The organism is Streptomyces sp. NBC_00670 (assembly GCF_036226765.1).
Taxonomy (GTDB): Bacteria; Actinomycetota; Actinomycetes; order Streptomycetales; family Streptomycetaceae; genus Streptomyces.
In genome coordinates this window covers 5,912,666-5,932,476 of sequence record NZ_CP109017.1, presented here as the reverse complement: position 1 = coordinate 5,932,476, position 19,811 = coordinate 5,912,666, and the positions used below count along the sequence as shown (strand labels likewise).

The 19,811-nt window shown below is 72.4% G+C and carries 14 protein-coding genes and 1 pseudogene; 8 read left to right on the top strand and 7 right to left on the bottom strand.

The features are described from left to right. The first annotated feature begins 12 nt into the window (after positions 1 to 12). Genes OIE12_RS26235 through OIE12_RS26225 form a run of 3 tightly spaced genes read left to right on the top strand, consistent with a single transcriptional unit; the run spans position 13 to position 2,434 of the window. Positions 13 to 801, top strand: coding sequence for an ABC transporter ATP-binding protein (locus tag OIE12_RS26235; RefSeq protein ID WP_329139364.1), 789 nt, complete (start codon positions 13 to 15; stop codon positions 799 to 801). Then, a complete protein-coding gene (locus tag OIE12_RS26230; protein WP_329139362.1) occupies positions 788 to 1,687 on the top strand; it encodes an ABC transporter permease in 900 nt (299 codons plus the stop codon). Before OIE12_RS26235 ends, OIE12_RS26230 begins: the two co-directional genes overlap by 14 nt. 6 nt (positions 1,688 to 1,693) lie before the next feature. After that, positions 1,694 to 2,434 (top strand): sirohydrochlorin chelatase, encoded by a 741-nt coding sequence (locus tag OIE12_RS26225; protein WP_329139360.1) that lies wholly within the window; start codon positions 1,694 to 1,696, stop codon positions 2,432 to 2,434. 250 nt (positions 2,435 to 2,684) lie between these two features. Here the strand turns inward: OIE12_RS26225 and OIE12_RS26220 are convergent, their stop codons facing one another. Next, complete coding sequence (locus OIE12_RS26220) at positions 2,685 to 3,242, bottom strand: DUF1697 domain-containing protein (RefSeq protein WP_329139358.1); 558 nt, start codon at positions 3,240 to 3,242, stop codon at positions 2,685 to 2,687. 225 nt (positions 3,243 to 3,467) lie between these two features. Between OIE12_RS26220 and OIE12_RS26215 the strand changes: the two genes are divergently transcribed. Next, positions 3,468 to 5,747, top strand: coding sequence for an MMPL family transporter (locus tag OIE12_RS26215; RefSeq protein ID WP_329139356.1), 2,280 nt, complete (start codon positions 3,468 to 3,470; stop codon positions 5,745 to 5,747). Positions 5,748 to 5,821: 74 nt separating this feature from the next. On the opposite strand, the gene OIE12_RS26210 is transcribed toward OIE12_RS26215, so the two are convergent. Continuing rightward, positions 5,822 to 7,132, bottom strand: a complete 1,311-nt coding sequence (locus OIE12_RS26210; RefSeq protein WP_329139353.1) for a CDP-alcohol phosphatidyltransferase family protein — start codon at positions 7,130 to 7,132, stop codon at positions 5,822 to 5,824. Between the two features lie 321 nt (positions 7,133 to 7,453). Here OIE12_RS26210 and OIE12_RS26205 point away from each other — a divergent pair, with 321 nt between their 5' ends. Continuing rightward, a complete protein-coding gene (locus OIE12_RS26205; RefSeq protein ID WP_329139351.1) occupies positions 7,454 to 8,368 on the top strand; it encodes an aminoglycoside phosphotransferase family protein in 915 nt (304 codons plus the stop codon). Between the two features lie 93 nt (positions 8,369 to 8,461). On the opposite strand, the pseudogene OIE12_RS26200 reads toward OIE12_RS26205, so the two are convergent. Next, a pseudogene (locus tag OIE12_RS26200) lies at positions 8,462 to 9,377 on the bottom strand (LysR family transcriptional regulator). Between the two features lie 92 nt (positions 9,378 to 9,469). Here OIE12_RS26200 and OIE12_RS26195 point away from each other — a divergent pair. Then, positions 9,470 to 10,486, top strand: coding sequence for a DMT family transporter (locus tag OIE12_RS26195; RefSeq protein WP_329139349.1), 1,017 nt, complete (start codon positions 9,470 to 9,472; stop codon positions 10,484 to 10,486). Positions 10,487 to 10,506: 20 nt separating this feature from the next. Here OIE12_RS26195 and OIE12_RS26190 read toward each other — a convergent pair whose 3' ends face one another. From OIE12_RS26190 to OIE12_RS26175, 4 genes are all read right to left on the bottom strand, one after another. Further along, on the bottom strand, positions 10,507 to 11,223 hold the full coding sequence (locus OIE12_RS26190; RefSeq protein ID WP_329139347.1) for a 3'-5' exonuclease: 717 nt from the start codon (positions 11,221 to 11,223) through the stop codon (positions 10,507 to 10,509). A gap of 129 nt (positions 11,224 to 11,352) precedes the next feature. Further along, positions 11,353 to 12,600: an SAV2148 family HEPN domain-containing protein gene (locus OIE12_RS26185; RefSeq protein WP_030382445.1), complete on the bottom strand. Its 1,248-nt coding sequence runs from the start codon at positions 12,598 to 12,600 to the stop codon at positions 11,353 to 11,355. A 104-nt stretch (positions 12,601 to 12,704) separates the two neighbouring features. Further along, positions 12,705 to 14,036 carry a copper amine oxidase gene (locus tag OIE12_RS26180; RefSeq protein WP_329139345.1) on the bottom strand — a complete coding sequence of 444 codons (1,332 nt, stop codon included), beginning with the start codon at positions 14,034 to 14,036 and terminating at the stop codon, positions 12,705 to 12,707. Positions 14,037 to 14,140: 104 nt separating this feature from the next. Continuing rightward, entirely contained in the window at positions 14,141 to 14,962 is an 822-nt protein-coding gene (locus OIE12_RS26175) for a Tat pathway signal sequence domain protein (RefSeq protein WP_329139344.1), read from the bottom strand. Between the two features lie 203 nt (positions 14,963 to 15,165). Here OIE12_RS26175 and glgX point away from each other — a divergent pair, with 203 nt between their 5' ends. Further along, on the top strand, positions 15,166 to 17,280 hold the full coding sequence (gene glgX, locus OIE12_RS26170; protein ID WP_329139342.1) for a glycogen debranching protein GlgX: 2,115 nt from the start codon (positions 15,166 to 15,168) through the stop codon (positions 17,278 to 17,280). A gap of 153 nt (positions 17,281 to 17,433) precedes the next feature. Further along, positions 17,434 to 19,785: a malto-oligosyltrehalose synthase gene (gene treY / locus OIE12_RS26165; protein ID WP_329139339.1), complete on the top strand. Its 2,352-nt coding sequence runs from the start codon at positions 17,434 to 17,436 to the stop codon at positions 19,783 to 19,785. The last annotated feature ends 26 nt before the right edge of the window (positions 19,786 to 19,811 follow it).

Below are 19,811 nucleotides of genomic sequence, written 5' to 3'. Positions count from 1 at the left end.
GAGGTGACGACCATGGCCACGACCACGCTCGCCAAGACCGCCGACGACGAGGCGGTGGCGCACGCCGCCCGTATCGAGCATGTCTCGAAGTCCTTCGCCGGACCCACCGGGCGGCAGCTCGTCCTGGACGACATCAGTCTCGATGTCGCGCCGGGCGAGTTCGTCACCCTCCTGGGGGCGTCGGGCTGCGGCAAGTCCACACTGCTCAACCTGGTGGCGGGGCTCGACGCCCCGTCCTCGGGTGCCCTCACGACCGACGGCCGCCCGGCGCTGATGTTCCAGGAGCACGCCCTGTTCCCCTGGCTGACGGCCGGGAAGAACATCGAACTGGCCCTGCGGCTGCGCGGGGTGCCCAAGGCGGACCGCCGCGAACGGGCCGAGGAGCTGCTCGGGCTCGTCCGGCTCAAGGGGGCGCACGGCAAGCGGGTGCACGAGCTGTCCGGCGGCATGCGGCAGCGGGTGGCGCTGGCCCGCGCGCTCGCCCAGGACAGCAGACTGCTGCTGATGGACGAGCCGTTCGCCGCGCTCGACGCCATCACCCGGGACGTGCTGCACGACGAACTGACCCGCATCTGGGGCGAGACGGGGGTCTCCGTCCTGTTCGTCACGCACAACGTGCGCGAGGCGGTACGGCTCGCGCAGCGCGTCGTGCTGCTGTCGTCGCGGCCGGGGCGGGTGGCCCGCCAGTGGACGGTGGACATCCCGCAGCCGCGCCGCATCGAGGACGCGCCCGTGGCGGAACTCTCCGTCGAGATCACCGAAGTCCTGCGTGGGGAGATCCGCCGTCATGGCCGGCACTGAGACGACGACGGACACGGACGAGGCCCGTGCGGGGCTGGCCGGTGTCGAGGCCGGCCTGGACGCGCTGGAGTCCGCCTCCTCCGGCCGGCCGCCGCTGCGCCGCACCCTGATCGACAAGGTTCTGCCGCCGGTCGTCGCCGTGGCGCTGGTCCTGGCGCTCTGGCAGGCGCTGATCACCTTCGAGGTCGTCGACGACCCGACGAAGCTGCCCTCGCCGTCCGCGGTGTGGGGCGAGGTGCGCGACGCCTGGCTCGAGGGGAATCTCCTCGGCTACATCTGGACCAGCGTCTCGCGCGGTCTGCTCGGCTTCCTCTTCGCGCTGGTCATCGGCACCCCGCTGGGGCTGCTCGTGGCGCGGGTGAAGTTCGTGCGGGCGGCGATCGGCCCGATCCTGTCCGGGCTCCAGTCGCTGCCGTCGGTGGCGTGGGTGCCGCCGGCCGTGATCTGGCTGGGCCTGGACAACTCGATGATGTACGCGGTGATCCTGCTCGGCGCGGTGCCCTCCATCGCCAACGGCCTGGTCTCGGGCGTCGACCAGGTGCCCCCGCTGTTCCTGCGGGCGGGCCGCACCCTGGGCGCGACGGGGCTGCGGGGCACCTGGCACATCGTGCTCCCGGCGGCGCTGCCGGGGTATGTGGCAGGCTTGAAGCAGGGCTGGGCGTTCTCCTGGCGGTCGCTGATGGCCGCGGAGATCATCGCGTCCTTCCCCGACCTCGGCGTCGGGCTCGGCCAGCTCCTGGAGAACGGCCGCAACGCCAGCGACATGTCGATGGTGTTCGAGGCCATCCTGCTCATCCTGATCGTCGGTGTCGCCATCGACCTGCTGATCTTCAGTCCGCTGGAGCGGTGGGTACTGCGCAGCCGCGGCCTCCTGGTGAGGAACTGAACCCCCATGAACGCCAACCCGGTCCTCCTCGTCATCGCCCACGGCAGCCGCGATCCGCGGCACGCCGCGACCGTGCACGCCCTGGTGCGACGGGTACGGTCGCTGCGGCCGGGGGTGCGGGTGGAGACGGGCTTCCTCGACTTCAACGTGCCCTCCGTGCGGGGTGTGCTGGAGTCGCTGGCGGCGGAGGGTGTACGGGACGTGGTGGCGCTGCCGCTGCTGCTCACCCGGGCGTTCCATGCCAAGTCCGACATCCCGGCGGTGCTGCGGCAGGCGCCGGGGGGCCTGGCGGTGCGGCAGGCGGAGGTGCTGGGGCCCTCGCCGCTGCTGCTCGCGGGGCTCGAACGGCGGTTGTACGAGGCGGGGCTCGACCCCGCCGACAGAGCCTCGACCGGGGTCGTGCTGGCCTCGGCGGGGTCCAGTGACCCGGAGGCGATCGCAGTGATCGCAGAAATCGCGCGGGAGTGGCGGCACACCGGTTGGTGCGCCGTGCGGCCTGCGTTCGCCTCCGCGGAGTTGCCGCGCACGGAGGGGGTGGTGCGGGAGCTTCGAGCGGCGGGGTGTCGCCGGGTGGCCGTCGCCCCCTACGTCCTCGCGCCGGGCCGCCTCCCGGACCGGATCGCGCGGGGCGCGGCCGGGGCGGACGTCCTGGCCGGCGTCCTGGGCCCGTCCCCGGAGGTCGCCGAGCTCCTCCTGCACCGCTACGACGAGGCAACGCTGCCGCACCTGTCCGCCGTGGGTGCGTGACCGCATTTCCCTCGCCCCCGCCGCCCCTACCCGTCCCATCCCTACAAGGGGCTCCGCCCCTTGGACCCCGGGAGAGCTCGGGTGGGTGAGGTGCGTTGGCGGGTGCGGGTGGGTGGTGACTTCTCGCGCAGTTCCCCGCGCCCCTGTCAGGGGCGCGGGGAACTGCGCAATCTTTTAGGGGGTCCGGGGGCGGAGCCCCCGAGGTTGGGACGGGTAGGGGCGGCGGGGGCGAGAAACAAGATCGGTTGGCTCAGGCGGAGGTCATGGCTTCCAGTTTGCGGACCGTGTTCCAGTTGCGGGTCGTGACGACGGCATCCCCCACCACCCGCCGGGACGACAACGCCACCGCCAGCTTCGAGCGGCCCAGCCCTTCCGGCGCGTACAGGTACAGCACCCTGTCCCCGAGCCGGTAGTCCTCCGGCAGGAACCCCTCCCGCCCCACCGACGCGAAGCGCCCCTCGTCCACCGGTACGGAGAAGAACGTCGCGTGGAGCTGCTTCCCCTCCAGCCGCTCCGCGGGAAACGGGCACGCCTCCCGCACGCCCCGCAGATACGCATGGTCACGGACGAGCACGTCCACCCCGAACCCGAACCGTTCGCGGATCGCCCCCGCCAGCTCCGCCGCCAGCGACTCCTCGTCCCCCCGCTCCGCCGTGAACACCGCCTGCCCGCTCTGCAGATACGTCCGCACGCCCCCGTGCCCCAACTCCCCCATCAGCGCCCGCAGCTCGGCCATCGGCAGCTTCCTGCTGCCACCCACATTGATCCCGCGCAGCAGCGCGGCGTACGTCGTCGTCCGCCCAGTCATGCGCCCACCCTAGAGCCGCCGACCCTGACCCCCGCCCCCGACGAAACCCTTACGTGTAGGGGCCAGCCTCCTCCCTCGTGGGGAGGGCCATGCGGTCCGAACGATGGAGGAAGCGCCCGCAGGGTTCACCGGACAGTACGAAGAGACGCTCTTACGCGGCACATACCTTCGAAGCACCAGGTGACGGCAGGGGGCCGCCACCACGCACAAGGGGGCTGGCCCGTCATGGGAAACGGCAACACGCGGGTGCGGGGCGTCGCCGCCCGCGCCGGCGGCTGGAGCGCTCGGCACCGATGGGCCGCCGTCGGCATCTGGGTACTGTTCGTCGTCGTGGCGATGGGGCTCGGGTCGGTGGCGGGCCGGGTCGACGTCAAGGAAAGCGATCAGCTGAGCGGTGAGACGCACACCGCCGCACGGATCCTCGAGGACGCCGGCATCGACGAACCGGCGAGCGAGACCGTGCTGGTGCAGGCGAAGGACGACGGTACCAAGGCCACGGACCCGGCCTTCCGCGCCGCCGTCACCGACGTCGTCAAGGCGGTCGAGGGCACCGGCAGGGTGACGGACGTGGCCTCGCCGTACGACACGAAGACGATCTCCAAGGACGGCCGCAGCGCGCTCGTCCAGTTCGACATGCGCGGCGACGCCGACACCGCGGGCGAGCGGGTCGAACCGGTCCTCGACGCGGTGCAGGACGTCCAGGAGGACCACTCGTCGCTGCGGGTCGAGGAGATCGGCGGCGCGAGCATGCAGAAGACGTTCGACGACGCCTTCGGCAGCGACTTCCAGCAGGCGGAGTTCTCCGCCGTCCCCGTCGCGCTCGGCATCCTGCTGATCGCGTTCGGCGCGCTGGTCGCGGCGCTGCTGCCGGTGGCGCTGTCGATCACGGCGATCATCGCGACGATGGGTCTGATGGGTGTCGTCAGCCATCTGGTGCCGATGAGCGACACCGCCAACTCGGTGATGCTGCTGGTGGGTCTGGCCGTCGGCGTCGACTACTGCCTGTTCTATCTGCGCCGGGAACGCGAGGAGCGGATGGCGGGCCGGGACCCGGAGACCGCGCTGCGGATCGCCGCCGCGACCAGTGGCCGCGCGATCGTCGTCTCCGGCGTCACGGTGTGCGTGGCGATGGCGGGCATGCTGTTCACCGGGATCGCCGAGTTCAAGGCGATGGGTCTGGCCTCGCTGATGGTGGTGGCGGTCGCCATGGTCGGCTCCGTCACCGTGCTGCCCGCGCTGCTGTCGCTGCTGGGCGAGCGGGTGGAGAAGGGACGCATCCCGTACCTCAACCCCGAGGCCAAGCAGCGCCGGGCGGCGCGCAAGGGCCGTCGTATCGAGGACGGTTCGCGGTTCTGGGGCGCGGTGCTGCGGGTGGTGCTGGCCAGGCCGGCCGTCTCGCTGGTGGTCGCGGCCGGGGCGCTGCTGGCGATCGCCGCGCCCGCGCTGGGCATGAAGACGCAGAACCTCACCCTGGACCAGGAGTTCGGCGACTCGCTGCCGATCGTCGCCACGTACAACCGGGTCAACGACGCCTTCCCGGGCGGTTCGGACCCGGCCGAGGTGGTCGTCAAGGCGAAGGACATCGGCGCCCCCGAGGTGCGGTCCGCGCTCGACGACTTCCGGGAGCGGGCGGTGAGTTCGGGCGCCTCGCGCGGCCCGGTCGAGGTCAAGGTCGACGACGCGCGGAACCTCGCCCTGGTGTACGTCCCGCTGGTCGGCGGCTCCGACCTGGACAAGGCGGGCGCGTCCCTGGACATGCTGCGCGACGAGGTGCGCCCCGCCACGCTCGGCAAGGTCGACGGGGTCCAGGCGCCCATCACCGGTCAGGTGGCCGGGTCCAAGGACTTCAACGACCAGCTCGCGGGAGCCGTCGTCCCGGTCTTCGCGTTCGTCGTGGTCTTCGCCTTCGTGCTGATGCTGCTGTCGTTCCGCTCGCTGACGGTGGCGATCACGTCGATCCTGCTCAACCTGCTGTCGGTGGGCGCGGCCTACGGCATCCTCGTCGCCGTCTTCCAGCACGGCTGGGGCGCGTCGCTGGTGGGCGCGGAGGGTGTGGGCGCCATCATCACCTGGCTGCCGCTGTTCCTCTTCGTGATCCTGTTCGGGCTGAGCATGGACTACCACGTGTTCGTGGTCTCCCGGATCCGCGAGGCGCGGCTGCGCGGCCGGACGACGCGGGAGGCGATCACGCACGGTGTGGTCACCACGGCGGGCGTCGTCACCAGCGCCGCGGTCATCATGGTCGCCGTGTTCGCGATCTTCGGCACGCTGTCGATGCAGTCCATGAAGCAGATGGGCGTGGGCCTGGCGGCGGCCGTCCTGATCGACGCGACGATCATCCGGGGCGTGCTGCTCCCGGCGGTGATGGCGCTGCTGGGCGAGCGCAACTGGTACTTCCCGAAGTGGCTGCGCCGGCTGCCCGACCTCACCCACGACGAGTCGGATCCGGAGCCGGTGGCGCCGGCCCGGCCGGCGGCGGTCGAGGGCGAGACGGTCAGGCTCTGAGGCCGGACGGCGACGGAAACGGGGCGGGGCCGGGGTGGATGTCCACCCCGGCCCCGCCCCGTCGTGCGTGCGGCTCAGACGCCGTGGGCCGCGGCGCCGTGGGACGCCGGGTCCTGCGCCGTCGCCCCGTCCGCCGTCGCCTCGTCGTGCGCCACCGGTCCCTGTGCGGCCGCGGCTTCCTGGGCGGCGGCCTCGCGGGCCTCCGCCTCGCGGTCGAAGGAGTCGATGGTGCGGGCGAAGTCGCGCGTCGACAGCAGCAGCTTGTAGACGATGGCGAGTTCGAAGACCAGCAGCAGGGCACCGGCGACGATCGTCGTCGGGATGACCGCGTTGATCAGCGGGCCGACGATGAACACGCCCATCTGGAACTCGATGCCGCTCACCAGGTGCGTACGGATGCGGTGGCGCAGCAGGAAGGAGCGGAACCGCAGGTACGCCGGGAAGCGGTGGCGGAACTCCTGGTGCAGGTCGATGACCCGGGCGTTGCGCGGCACGGCCGGGACGGTGCCCTCGGCGGGCTCCGCTTCGGTCCCGTCCGTGGCCCCTGCGCTCTCGGCGCCCTCGGCCGCGGGCTCGCCGGGGGTACGGGGGGCGGGGATGTGCGCGCCGACGGCGTCGGTACCGGAGGCGGCCGGTACGGCGGCGCCGGTGACCGGCGTGCCGTCCTGCACTTCGGCCTCGGCCAGGAGCGCGGCGCCCTGCGCCTCGGTCAGCAGCCCGTCGTTCTCGGCGGTCAGGGCACGGGTGCCCTCCTCGGCGGCGCGGCGCAGGTCCTGCTCGATGTCCGCCGCGGGGTTGTCCCGCAGCAGGTCCTCCATGAAGGCGACCTGGGAGGCGTTCTCGGCCCGCCGGGCGGCACGCAGCCGGGCCTTGATCTGCTTGCGCATGGTGTGCCGGGTCTTGAATATCTCGAGCGAGTTGAGGTACCTCAGCCCGTCGAGGAAGATCACCGCGGCGGCGAGCCAGATGTAGAGCGTGTCGTCGGTGCGGTGGTACTGACCGGCCATCAGGGCGACGGCGCAGGCCATGACGCGGACGCGGTCGAAGATGTAGTCGAGCCAGGCGCCGAAGACCGAGCCCTGGCCGGTGAGCCGGGCGACCTTGCCGTCCATGCAGTCCAGGATGAAGCTGACGTGGTAGACGACGGCGCCGATGATCAGCCACTGCCAGTCACCCTGAAGGAAGCAGCCCGCCGCGACGAGTCCGAGCAGCAGCGCGCCCCAGGTGATCTGGTTCGGTGTGATCCGCGTCCGCTTCGCGACCAGCCGCACGAGGGGTGTGGCGACCGGGTCGACGAGGAGGACGGTCCACCACGCGTCCCGCTTCTTCTGGACGAGACGGCGCACCTCGGCGAGGTCGGGCACGTCCCGGTTTTTCGATGGCATGGGCCAACTCCCTGGCTTTCGATCGGAGTTCATCCCACGTTAAGAACGCTCTTACCGAGAGTGCAAGATTTGGTGAGTACAACCTTCCGCGGGGGGTAACCGTCGAACGCTTCGGACGGGTCGATACCCATGTCAGGTGGGGCCCGCGTTATCCGAGCGTTATGAAGTGACCCGACCGTGATGTGAAGTCCGCCGGTCTTTCACCGGGTGCGGGGAACCGTTCCCCGCGGAATTCCCTCGGCCCTGCCCGGCCACCGCGAAATGCGACACTTGCCGACACGGGAATGATCACAGAAGGCGAGTCGGAGGCGGTGGCGGGCGATGGACGAGGCGCGGGCGCGGGAGGTACTGGCCGAGGCGGGCGTGCTGTCCGGCACGGGTTCGGCCGGGGGGTCGGTTGCGGGTGGTCCGTCTCGGGGTTCGGCGGCGCGGGAGGCGCGGCTCCTCGCGCTCGGCGAGAACGCGGTGTTCGCCGCCGGTGACCTGGTGGTCAAGGTCGGCCGCGACGACCCGGACCTGCCCGCCCGCGCCCGCCGCGAGGTGGCCGTCGCCGCGTGGCTCGCCGACGCGGGCGTGCCGGCGGTGCGGGCCGCCGTGCCGGAGGCGCTGCTGGTCGAGGGCCATCCGGTGACCGTGTGGCACCGGCTGCCGGACGCGGTCCGGCCGGCCGGACCGGCCGATCTGGCGGTACTGCTGCGGCAGGTGCACGCCCTGCCCGACCCCGGCTTCGCGCTGCCGCGCCGGGAACTGCTGGGCGGGGTCGAGCGCTGGCTGCGGCTCGCGGGGGACGCGATCGATCCGGCGGACGCGGCGTATCTGCGCGAGCGCCGGGACGGGTTCGCGGCGGCCGAGGCCGCGCTCGTCCCGCGGCTGCCGCCGGGGCCGATCCACGGGGACGCGCTGCCGCGCAATGTCCATGTGGGGCCGGACGGGCCGGTGCTGGTGGATCTGGAGACGTTCTCCACGGACCTGCGGGAGCACGACCTGGTGGTGATGGCGCTGTCGCGCGACCGGTACGGGTTGGGGGGTGAGGCGTACGACGCCTTCGCCCGGGAGTACGGGTGGGACGTGCGGGAGTGGGAGGGGTGTGCGGTGTTGCGGGGGGCGCGGGAGACGGCGAGCTGTGCGTGGGTGGCGCAGCATGCGCCGGCGAACGCGGCGGCGCGCGAGGAGTTCGCCCGCCGGGTGCGCTCGCTGCGCGACGGGGCTGCCGACGTGCGGTGGTATCCGTTCTGAGTTTCCTCGCCCCCGCCGCCCCTGCCCTCCCCCAGGCTCTCAACCTCTCCCCCAAGCTATCGGCTGCGGGCAGTCGTGCCGCTGCCGTGACGGTCACCCGGGGTTACCCGCACGAATAGCCCGTGCCGCTCGTTCCAGCTCCGTCAGTACCGTGCGTACCGCCGCCCGCGCCGCCCGTTCCGGGCGGTGCAGTGCGTCGACGTGGCGGCGGGCCCGTACGCCGCCGAGGGTGCGTAGGACCACCTCCGGGTGCGACCGCCCGGTCCAGCGGGGCATCAGCGCGATGCCTCCCCCCCGCCGCCACCAGCTCCGCCGCCACCGCGAAGTCGTTGATCCGGTGCGCCGGCCGCAGCCGCCGCCCGGCCGCCGCCGCGACCGCCTCGACCGTGGCCAGCACCGGGAACCCGTCGTGCACGGTGATCCATGGCTCGTCGGCCACGTCGTCCGGGTACAGCACGTCCCGCGCGGCCAGCGGATGCCCGGTGGGCAGCGCCACGTCGAGCGGCTCCCGCAGCAGCGTGGTCGCGGTGACCGTGCGTGGCCACGGCGGCGCGTGGTCCAGACGGTGTGCGAGGACCAGGTCGTACGTCCGGGTGAGCCGCGGGAAGTCCTCCTGCGGTACGTCCTCGTCGGCGAGCGCGAGCGCCGGCGCCCGCCCGCCCGGTGCCGCCAGGCCCCGCAGCAGCAGCGGGAAGAACGCCGACGCGGCGCTGTGGAACGCCGCCACCGACACCTCCCCGTCGGGCCGGTCGAGAAAGTCGTCGACCGTGTGCCGTGCCCTGGCCAGGGCCGACTCCACCCCGATCGCCGCCTCCGCCAGCGCCTGCCCGGCGTCGGTGAGCACCAGCCGCCGGCCCTCGCGCTCGGTGAGCGGCACCGGGATCGCCCGCTGCAGCAGCCGCAGCTGCTGGGAGATCGCCGACGGGGTCACCAGGAGCGCCTCGGCGACCGCCGTGACACTACCCAGTTCGCCCAGCTCCCGCAGGATGCGCAGCTGCCGTTCGTCCATGGTGGCCAGTGTAGGGACGTTGTAGGGGCGCTAAAAGATCGTTGAAGAAGGTGGGTCTGGGCTTCAGCGACCTGCTCGGGCACGGTGGACCGGTGACCGACGCCCGCCGCACCGATGCGGTACTCCTCCTGGTCGCGCTCGTGTGGGGTTCCAGTTATCTCTCCGCCCGTTCCGCCACCCTCCTGCTGCCCGTCCTCCTCGTCCTCTTCGTCCGGTACGCGCTCTCCGCGCTCGCCTGTCTCGCCCTGATCTCCGCCGGCCGGGGCCCGCGCCGCTGGAGCCGGGCGGAGCTGCGGGCCGGGGTGCCGCTGGGGGTGACCCAGGCGGCCGTCCTGCTCGTGGAGACATATGGCGTCGCCCACACCAGCGCCGCCAACGCCGGGCTCCTCATCAGCCTGACCATCGTGCTCACCCCGCTCCTCGACCGGGTGGGCCGACGCGGTGGTGGTCCGCCGCCCGCCTTCCTCGCCGCGTGCGGGCTGTGCGTGGTGGCCGTGGGGCTGCTGATGTCGGCGGGCGGGCTGCACGCGCCCCGCTCCGGCGATCTGCTGATCCTGGGGGCGGCCGTGATCCGTGCGGGCCATGTCGTCCTGGTCGGCCGGCTCACCGCGCGCCGTCCGGTCCGGCCGCTGCATCTGACGGCCGTGCAGACGCTTGTCGGCTCCCTTCTGTTCCTGGTTCCCGCCGCTCGTGACCTGCCCGTCCTCGCGCACACCGGGCCCGGCGCCTGGGCCCAGCTGGTCTATCTCGCCCTGTTCTGCAGTGTGTTCGCGTTCCTGGCGCAGACGTGGGCGGTGCAGCGGACGTCCGCGGGACGGGCGAGTCTGCTGCTGGGGACCGAGCCGGTGTGGGCGGCGGCGGTGGGGATCGCCCTCGGGGGCGACCGCCTCACGCCGCTCATGGCGGTGGGTGCGGTGCTGATGGTCGCCGGCACGTACTGGGGCCAGGCGGTGGAACGCGCCCACCGTACGGCCGGCGCGGGCCCGAGCCCCGCAAGGGGCGCGGGGAACGGCGCGCTCAGCCACACGCAACCGGCAGCCGCCAACGAACCCTTCGTACCGAGCCAGAAGGCGCCCCGCAGCGGGGTGCAGCGCGCTGCCCGCAGCTAGGCAGCTCGGCGGCTCGGCGGCTACGCGGCCACCGGCTCCCGGAGGGGCCAGCGGCCGTCGACCACCGCGTCGTCCGCGCCCTTGCGGCGCAGGAACGACTCGAAGTCCGCCGCCCAGTCCGCGTACCACTCGATCTGGTGGGCGTGGAGTTCCGCCGGGGTGAGGGACGCTATCTTCGGGTGGCGGTCGGCTATCGCCGTCGCCAGCCGGGCCGCGGCCACCGCGTCCGCCGTCGCGTCGTGCGCGGCGTCGAGGACGACGCCGTACTCCCCGCAGACCGCCTCCAGGTTCCGCTTGCCGCGCCGGTAGCGGTCGACCCGGCGGTCGATGGTGTAGGGGTCGACGACGGGCGCCGGATCCGCACCGCCCAGCCGCTCCCGCAGCGACGGCAGCCCGTGGCGCCGCAACTCCGCGCTGAGCAGCGTGAGGTCGAAGGCCGCGTTGTAGGCGACGACCGGGACCCCGGCGCGCCAGTGGCCGGCCAGGACCTCGGCGATCGCGTCGGCCACCCGGTCCGGCGGGGCGCCCTCGGCCGTCGCGCGCTCGTTGGTGATGCCGTGCACGGCGATGGCGTCCTCGGGGATCTCCACGCCCGGGTCGGCCAGCCACTGCCGGTGTCCCAGCCGCTCCCCGTTCCTGACCTCGATCACCGCCCCGGTGACGATGCGTGCCTCGTGCGGATCCGTGCCCGTCGTCTCCAGATCGAAGCCGACCAGCAGCTCCCGGTGCCAGGCCATGGCGATCCCCCTTCGTGGTGGTGCGTTCCCCCAGTGCTCCTCACCTTCGCATGCCCCACTGACAATCCGAACACGGGATTCCGCTTACCGGCCCCGACGGAGCGCCACAAGCCCGCCCTTCGGGGGCACTCAGGACACCGGACGCGAATCCGCCCAGGACGTCTCGAACTCCTCCCGGTAGGTGGGGAAGAGCCCGCCGTCCAGCACGTCGTCCGCCTTCACCACCCGCCCGGCGCCGCGCAGCACCATCACCGGCGTCTCCATGCCGCGGGCGCCCCGCAGATAGGACTGCACCACCGCGATGCCGTCGGAGCCGTCGCCGTCGACCAGGTAGGCGGAGAAGCGGGGGGTGTCGTCGTAGACCTGGATCTGGAAGGCGTCGGGGTCGCGCAGCCGGGAGCGCACGCGCCGCATGTGCAGGATGTTCATCTCCACCGAGCGCCCCAGTTCGCCCCGTTTCATCCCCAGTTCGCGTTCGCGGCGCTTGACCGCGCTGGAGGCGGGGTTGAGGAACAGCAGCCGTACCCGGGTGCCGGACTCGGCGAGCCGGACCAGCCGTCGGCCGGAGAAGTTCTGTACCAGGAGGTTGAGCCCGATGCCGACGGCGTCGAGCCGGCGGGCGGAGCCGAAGATGTCCTCGGCGGGGAACTGGCGCAGCAGCCGCACCCGGTCGGGGTGGACGGCGACCACGTCGGCGTACCGGTCGCCGACCAGGTCCTCGACGGCGTCGACGGGCAGCCGGCGGGCGGAGGGCACGTCGCTGCCCGCGCCGAGGATCTCCAGGAGCCGGGCGGAGGCGCGTTCGGCCTGGGCGAGCACGGCCTCGGACAGGGCCCGGTTGCGGGAGACGACGTTGCGCGTCACCTCCAGCTCGTCCAGGGCGAGTTCGACGTCGCGGCGCTCGTCCAGGTACGGCTCGAAGCAGGGCCAGTGCTGCACCATCAGCTCGCGCAGCTGGGGCAGGGTGAGGAAGCTGAGCACGTTGTCGTCGGCCGGGTCGAGGAGATAGCCCTTGCGGCGGCTCACCTCCCGTACGGCGACGGCCCGTTGCACCCACTCCTGGCCGGCCGGCCCGGCCGCGGCGACGACCCAGTCGTCGCCGTGGACGGGTTCGTAGATCGGGCGCAGCACGGCGGCCACGACCGCGCGCAGCCGCTGCTCGACCAGGTTCAGCCAGATGTAGGCCCGGCCGGCCCGCTGGGCGCGGGTGCGCACCTCGTGCCAGGCGTCGGCGTTCCAGTCCAGCTCCGGGCCGATGGAGCCGCGCTCCATCGGCCTGGCCAGCGACACCGCGCCGGGTGGGACGTCCGCGGAGTTGCCGCCCCGATCCTCGTGACCCTCGTCACCAGGAGGCAGCTCCAGCCCTCCCGAGCCCACCCGTGCACCGCCTTCCGTTCCCCCGTGGAAAACCCGTCCCAACGATCAAGGAAGGGTACTCCGGGACCGGTCGGCGGTGCAGCCGGATGGACAGGGTTCGTTTCTCAACCACCCGATCCGTAATCGCCGTTCTGATCGGCGAGTTCGGCCGGAGTGAGCGGGTTCATGGCCGTCACGTCGCGCGGGGCGAGGGAGAAGCCCTGCCAGTGCACGGGCATGGGCTGCTGGTCCTCGTCGCGGGCGACGTGGTGGAAGCCGACGTTGACCCAGACGATGGGGTGCTTGAGGGTCTCCCCGTTGACCCACTTGTCGACCGACTTCCCGGCCCCCGAGCCGCAGTTGCGCAGGTTGTCGCTGGCGAACTGCTCGCACTTCTTGTACTGGGTGAAGTAGACGTCGTGCTTGGTGTAGCTGCGGCCCGGGTACTTGGCGCTGGGCCCGGGGACGATCTCGTAGCTGCGCGCGTGCTGGTCCTTGTTCTTGCCGCTCTGGCTGACCACGCGCCACCAGCGCATGTTCGCGGCGTCGCCCGCGAGTTCCTTGGTGACCTTGGTGCGGGTGGTCCTGTTGGTGGGGCCCTCGTCGCCGCTCGCGGCCGCGGTGACCTTGGAGTCGTACTGCTCGACCTTGGCCTTGGAGGAGCCGTCGAGGGCGAAGTTGAGCCGCCAGAAGACGTTGTGGCTGTGGCTGGTGGCGTAGGCGCGGGCGCCCTTGCCGAGCGGCCAGCCGCGGTCGTCGGTGGCGTTGTAGTCGCCGGGTGCGAGGGTGCCGGTGGCGCCGACGTTCATGTGGATGGTGCCGTCGTCCTGGAACCGCCACTCGGTGATGTACTCGTACCAGCCGGTCTGGTTGACGGTGTAGACGAGCAGGTCCTTGCCCTGCTGCTGGAACACCTTGTTCCCGGTGTCGGCCTGCATGCGGTAGGCGTGGCCGCGGGCGCGGGTGGTGGTGCACAGGCCCTTGACATTCTCGTGCTCGGGGTCCCAGGCCTCGGGCACCTTGACGGTCTTGATGGTGCCGCCGGGGCACTCCCCGGGCGCCATCTCCATCAGGCCCTGGCCGAAGCCGGCGCCGGTGACGTCGCTGTACTCGGCCGAGCCGTCGTCGTAGGGGACGTGGATCTGGGCGAGCTTGGCGGTGGAGAGCACCTTGATCGGGGCGCTCTCGCCGGGGGGCTGGTAGGAGACGTCGGAGAGGACGAGTCCGGCCTCGGCCTCGTAGCTCCAGCACATCCGCCAGGTGGTCCCGGTGGAGAGCTTCTGTTCGATCCGGTAGGCGGAGCTGCAGTCCTCGGTCGCCGTGGGGGCGTTCCTGGGCTGGGCGGCGGGCTGTGCGGCGGCGGGGCCGGCGGCCGAGGTCCAGCCGGCCGCGAGCGCGGCCACCGACAGGCCGACCGCGGCCCGCCTGCGGGCACCGCTGATTCTGTTCACGCGCATGACGAGATGACTCCTTGCCATCAGCAGAGAAGCTGGGGAAGAGAGAAGAGATACGGAGACGGGTGCGGACCGGCCGCTTGGTCGGTGCGGACCGGCCACCCCGGTCACTGCAGCTTGGCGACCTTGCGGGTGCTGAGGTCGATGATCAGAGCGCGGCTGTCGATCCACGGGCCGTTCTTCACCTTCGGGAAGAGCCGCACGCAGCGGTGCTCGCCGCACTTGTCGAGCGCGGCCGGCCGGACGCCCGGCGTGGCGCGGTAGACCATGCTGTCCAGCCTGAGCTGGTCGGGCGAGGTCAACTTTTTGCCGGTGGCGTCCTTGTAGTCGGCCTTGAGCCCGGCACCGAGCGGGTCGGCGATCAGCAGCCTGGCCGCCTCCACCGTCTCGTCGTGGCTGAGCGGCGGCTGGACGCCGTGCTGGGTGCCGGTCGACTCGACCTTGCCGCTGTCGAGGTTGACGGTCCGGGTGACGAGCGTGTCGTTCTTGTAGTCGTAGTACGTGACGTCCGCGCGGCGCGGCGCGCTCGTGGAGTCCAGCTCGTTCTCGTCCGGCTCGGCGAGCTGCACGCTCAGCCGCTCCGGGCCGCGGTCGCCCTCGACGTTCTGGGTGCGGGCGAGCGACTGCGGGTTGCTCGCGATCCGCACCACCTCGGCGGTCTCGTCGTCGGTCAGCGGGTCGCTGCCGACGCCCTTCTTCCCCACGGCGGGCGCGTCCTCGACGACGCCGGGCGGTACGGCGGCCGCGTCGCCGGCCGCCCCCGCCCGGGCCGCCGAGCCGCTCGCCCCGCCCTCCCCGTTCCCGTTCCCGTTGCCGGACGCTCCCGCCGAGCCGGGCAGTGTGACGGCCAGCATCGCCGCCGTTCCCGCCACGGCGATGGCCGCGCCCGCCACCACCTTCCCCAGATGGCGGTGCACTTTCCTGCGCACATTTCCCCCTGCTCCCCCGGATCGCCCGGGAAGACAGTTCTGATTCCCCACTGGTTCGGCGTACTCCATAGGCGGCGTACGCACTGGTCGCCGGGTAAGAGGCGCGTAAGTCATGGGTGGTTCCCCCCTTTTCGGGGAAACTCGACGTGTCGACGCCCTAGGTCCGCTCGGCCTGGGCCCGGAACTACTGGAAGAGCGTGTCCATGCAGGTCTGGCCCGGAGAGGCATATCCCCTGGGCGCCACGTACGACGGCGCCGGCACCAACTTCGCGGTCTTCTCGGAGGCCGCCCAACGGATCGAGCTGTGTCTGCTGCACGACGACGGCTCCGAGACGGCCGTGGAGATGCGCGAGACCGACGCGTTCGTGCGCCACGCCTATCTGCCGGGCGTCATGCCGGGGCAGCGGTACGGCTACCGCGTGCACGGCCCCTACGCCCCCGAGCGCGGCCTGCGCTGCAACTCGGCGAAGCTGCTCCTCGACCCGTACGCGCGTGCGATCAGCGGGGCGGTCGACTGGGGGGAGGAGGTGTACGGCTACCACTTCGACGAGCCCGGCCGGCGCAACGACCTCGACTCGGCCCCGCACACCATGACCTCGGTCGTGGTCAACCCCTACTTCGACTGGGGCGACGACCGCCCGCCCCGGCACGGCTACCACGGCACGGTGATCTACGAGGCCCACGTCAAGGGCCTGACCATGCGCCACCCGGAGCTGCCGGAGGAGCTGCGCGGCACCTACGCGGCGCTCGCCCACCCGGCGATCATCGAACACCTGACGGAACTGGGTGTCACGGCGCTGGAGCTGATGCCCGTACACCAGTTCGTCAACGACCACCGTCTGGTCGACATGGGCCTCAACAACTACTGGGGCTACAACACCATCGGCTTCTTCGCCCCGCACAACGCCTACGCCTCCTGGGGCGACCGCGGCCAGCAGGTGCTGGAGTTCAAGTCGGCCGTCCGGGCGCTGCACGAGGCCGGCATCGAGGTCATCCTCGACGTCGTCTACAACCACACCGCCGAGGGCAACCACCTGGGGCCGACGCTCTCCTTCAAGGGCATCGACAACCCCTCGTACTACCGCCTCACCGACGACCCGCAGTACTACATGGACACCACCGGCACCGGGAACTCGCTGCTCATGCGGTCCCCGCACGTCCTGCAGCTGATCATGGACTCGCTGCGCTACTGGGTCACCGACATGCACGTCGACGGCTTCCGCTTCGACCTCGCCGCGACGCTGGCCCGGCAGTTCCACGAGGTCGACCGGCTGTCGTCCTTCTTCGACCTGGTCCAGCAGGACCCGGTCGTCTCCCAGGTGAAGCTGATCGCCGAGCCCTGGGACGTCGGCGAGGGCGGCTACCAGGTGGGCAACTTCCCGCCGCTGTGGACGGAGTGGAACGGCAAGTACCGGGACACCGTGCGCGACCTGTGGCGGGGCGAGCCGCGGGCGCTCGCCGAGTTCGCCTCCCGGCTCACCGGCTCCTCCGACCTCTACCAGGACGACGGCCGCCGCCCGCTGGCCTCGATCAACTTCGTCACCTGCCACGACGGCTTCACCCTGCACGACCTGGTCGCGTACAACGACAAGCACAACGACGCCAACGGCGAGGACAACCGGGACGGCGAGAGCCACAACCGCTCCTGGAACTGCGGCGCCGAGGGCGACACCGACGACCCGGACATCCTGGCCCTGCGCGGCCGGCAGATGCGGAACTTCATCGCCACGCTGATGCTCTCCCAGGGCGTGCCCATGCTCAGCCACGGCGACGAGCTGGCCCGCACGCAGAACGGCAACAACAACGCGTACTGCCAGGACAACGAGCTGTCCTGGGTGGACTGGCCGGAACCCGGCGAGAACAACGACCTGCTGGAGTTCACCCGCGCGATGGTCTGGCTGCGCCGCGACCACCCCGTCCTGCGCCGCCGCCGCTTCTTCCACGGCCGCCCCGTGGAGGGCACCCACGACGAGCTCTCGGACATCGCCTGGTTCACCCCCGAGGGCAACGAGATGACCCAGCAGGACTGGGACTCCGCCCAGGCCAGCGCCCTGACCGTGTTCCTCAACGGCGACGCCATCTCCGAACCGGGCCCCCGCGGCGAACGCATCCAGGACGACTCGTTCCTGCTGATGTTCAACGCGTACCACGAGCCCCTGGACTTCGAGGTCCCGGTGGGCCAGGGCGGCGAATGGCAGGTGGTGGTGGACACGTCCCGCCCCGAGGGCGTCCGCACAGGAGAAGGCCAGAAACTCAAAAAGGGCGACCACCTCACCCTCACGGACCGCAGCATGACGGTCCTGCACCGGGCCCCATAAGGGGCGCGGGGAACTGCGCAATCTTTTAGGGGGGTCCGGGGGCGCAGCCCCCGGGGACGGGAAGGGTAGGGGCGGCGGGGGCGAAAGAAGCTGGAGCCGCCCCACCCACTCGCCGCAGACACAAAACCCCGCATCGCGGGTACGTACGACCCCATGACACCTGAGCACCCCGCCTCACCGCCGCCCACGGCCACCTACCGCCTGCAACTGCAGCCCGGTTTCCCGTTCGCCGCAGCCGAGGCAACCATCCCCTACCTCGCCCCGCTCGGCGTCTCCCACCTCCACCTCTCCCCCGTCCTGGAGGCCACCCCCGGCTCCCTCCACGGCTACGACGTCGTCGACCACTCCCGCATCCGGGAGGAACTCGGCGGCGAGCCGGCCCTGCGCGCCCTCTCCGCGACGGCACGCGAGCACGGCCTCGGCCTGATCGTGGACATCGTCCCCAACCACATGGCGATGTCCCCGCGCCACAACCGCCCCCTGTGGGAGGTCCTGCGCGAGGGCCCGAAGTCGCCGTACGCACGCTGGTTCGACATCGACTGGGACGCGCAGGGCGGACAGCTCCTGCTCCCCGTCCTCGGCCATCCGCTCGGCGCCGAGATCGACCACCTCACCGTCGACGGCGACGTCCTGCGCTACTACGACCACGTCTTCCCGCTCCGCGAGGGCACCGCCGGACTGCCGCTGCCGCGGCTGATCGACGCCCAGTGGTACCGCCCCGCCTGGTGGCGGCTGGCCCGCACGGAGCTGAACTACCGGAGGTTCTTCAGCATCTCGGACCTCATCGGCGTCCGCGTGGAGGACCCGGAGGTCTTCCGGGCCACGCACGGGACGATCCTGCGGCTGCTCGACGAGGGCGTGATCGACGGCCTGCGGGTGGACCACCCGGACGGCCTCGCCGACCCCGACGCTTACCTGCGGCAACTGGACGAGGCGACCGGCGGCCGGTGGACCGTCGTCGAGAAGATCCTCGCCGACCGCGAGGTGCTGTCCCCCGCCTGGCCGGTGGCCGGCACCACCGGCTACGACGCCCTGCGCCGGATCGACGGCGTCCTCACCGACCCCGAGGGCGCCCGGGAACTGCTGGAGCGCTACCGCGCCTTCGCCGCCCCTGAGCCGGACGCCGGGGGCGACTGGGCGGCCACCGCGCGCCGGGCGGCGTACGAGACCGTCGACCACGAGCTGGCCACCGAGGTGGACCGGCTCACCCGGGTGGCGGCGCACGTCTGCGCCGGCGCGGCGGACCCCGCGCTGCGCGACCACGCCCCCTGGGCGCTGCGCACCGCGCTGCGCGAGCTGCTGGTCCGCATGGAGGTCTACCGGCCCTACGACTCCACCGACGCCGAGGCGGTCCTGACCGAGGAGGCCGCCGCCGAGGCCCGTACCGCCTTCCGGGTGGCGGAGGAGGCGCACGCGGTGAGCGTCGTGCGGGACCTGGCGCTGGGGCGGGCCGGGGACGGACCCGGGCACGAGGAGTTCCGCACCCGGTTCGCGCAGACCGCCTCCGCGCTGCGCGCCAAGTCGGTGGAGGACACCGCGTTCTACCGGTACGTGCCGCTGCTGTCGGCCAACGAGGTGGGCGGCGACCCGGGCGCGCCCGGCCTCTCCCCCGGCGACTTCCACGCGTACTGCACCCGCCTGCAGAGCGACTGGCCGCTGACCGGGACCGTGCTGTCGACGCACGACACCAAGCGCAGCGCCGACGTCCGGGCGGCGATCGCCGTGCTCACCGAGTGCCCCGAGCGCTGGGCCGGGGTACTGGCCGAGGCGGCCGCGGCCGGCCCCGAGGCGCCCGACGGCGCCCTGGCCTGGGCCGCCTGGCAGACCCTGCTGGGGCTGGGCCTCCCGGACGCGGACCGGCTGCGGGACGCGCTGCTCAAGCACGTGCGGGAGGCAAAACTGCGCACCTCCTGGACCGAGCAGGACGCCGGGTACGAGGAGAAGGTCGCCGCCTTCGTGGCCGAGGGCCCGTGCGGGGCCGCCGGGCGGCACGTGACGGAGTTCCGTGCCGAGCTCGCCCCGCACATCCGGGCCAACGTCCTGGGCGCCGCCCTGACCCACCTGACGATGCCGGGCGTGCCGGACGTCTACCAGGGCACCGAGGGCGAGTACCGGGCGCTGGTCGACCCGGACAACCGGGCGCCGTTCGCGCCGCAGGAGGGTGCCTCGGCGAAGGAGGCCGTCACCGCGGCCGCGCTGCGGCTGCGCGCCCGGCGCCCGGAGCTGTTCGGCGCGTCGGCGACGTACGCCCCGCTGTGGGCGGAGGGGCCGGGCGCGGCGCACTGCCTGGCGTTCACGCGCTCCGGGCGGGTCCTCACCGCGGTCACCCGGCTGTCGCTGCGGCTCGCGGAGGCGGGCGGCTGGCGGGAGACGGTGCTGCCGCTGCCGCCGGGCCGCTGGAGCGACGTGTTCGCCCCGGAGCGGCGGTTCGAGGGCCGGGTGCGCGTGGCGGAGCTGTTCTCGCCGCTGCCGGTGGCGCTGCTGGAGCGGACCGGGGACGAGTGAACGGGGCGCGGCCCGCGGTCAGTGGT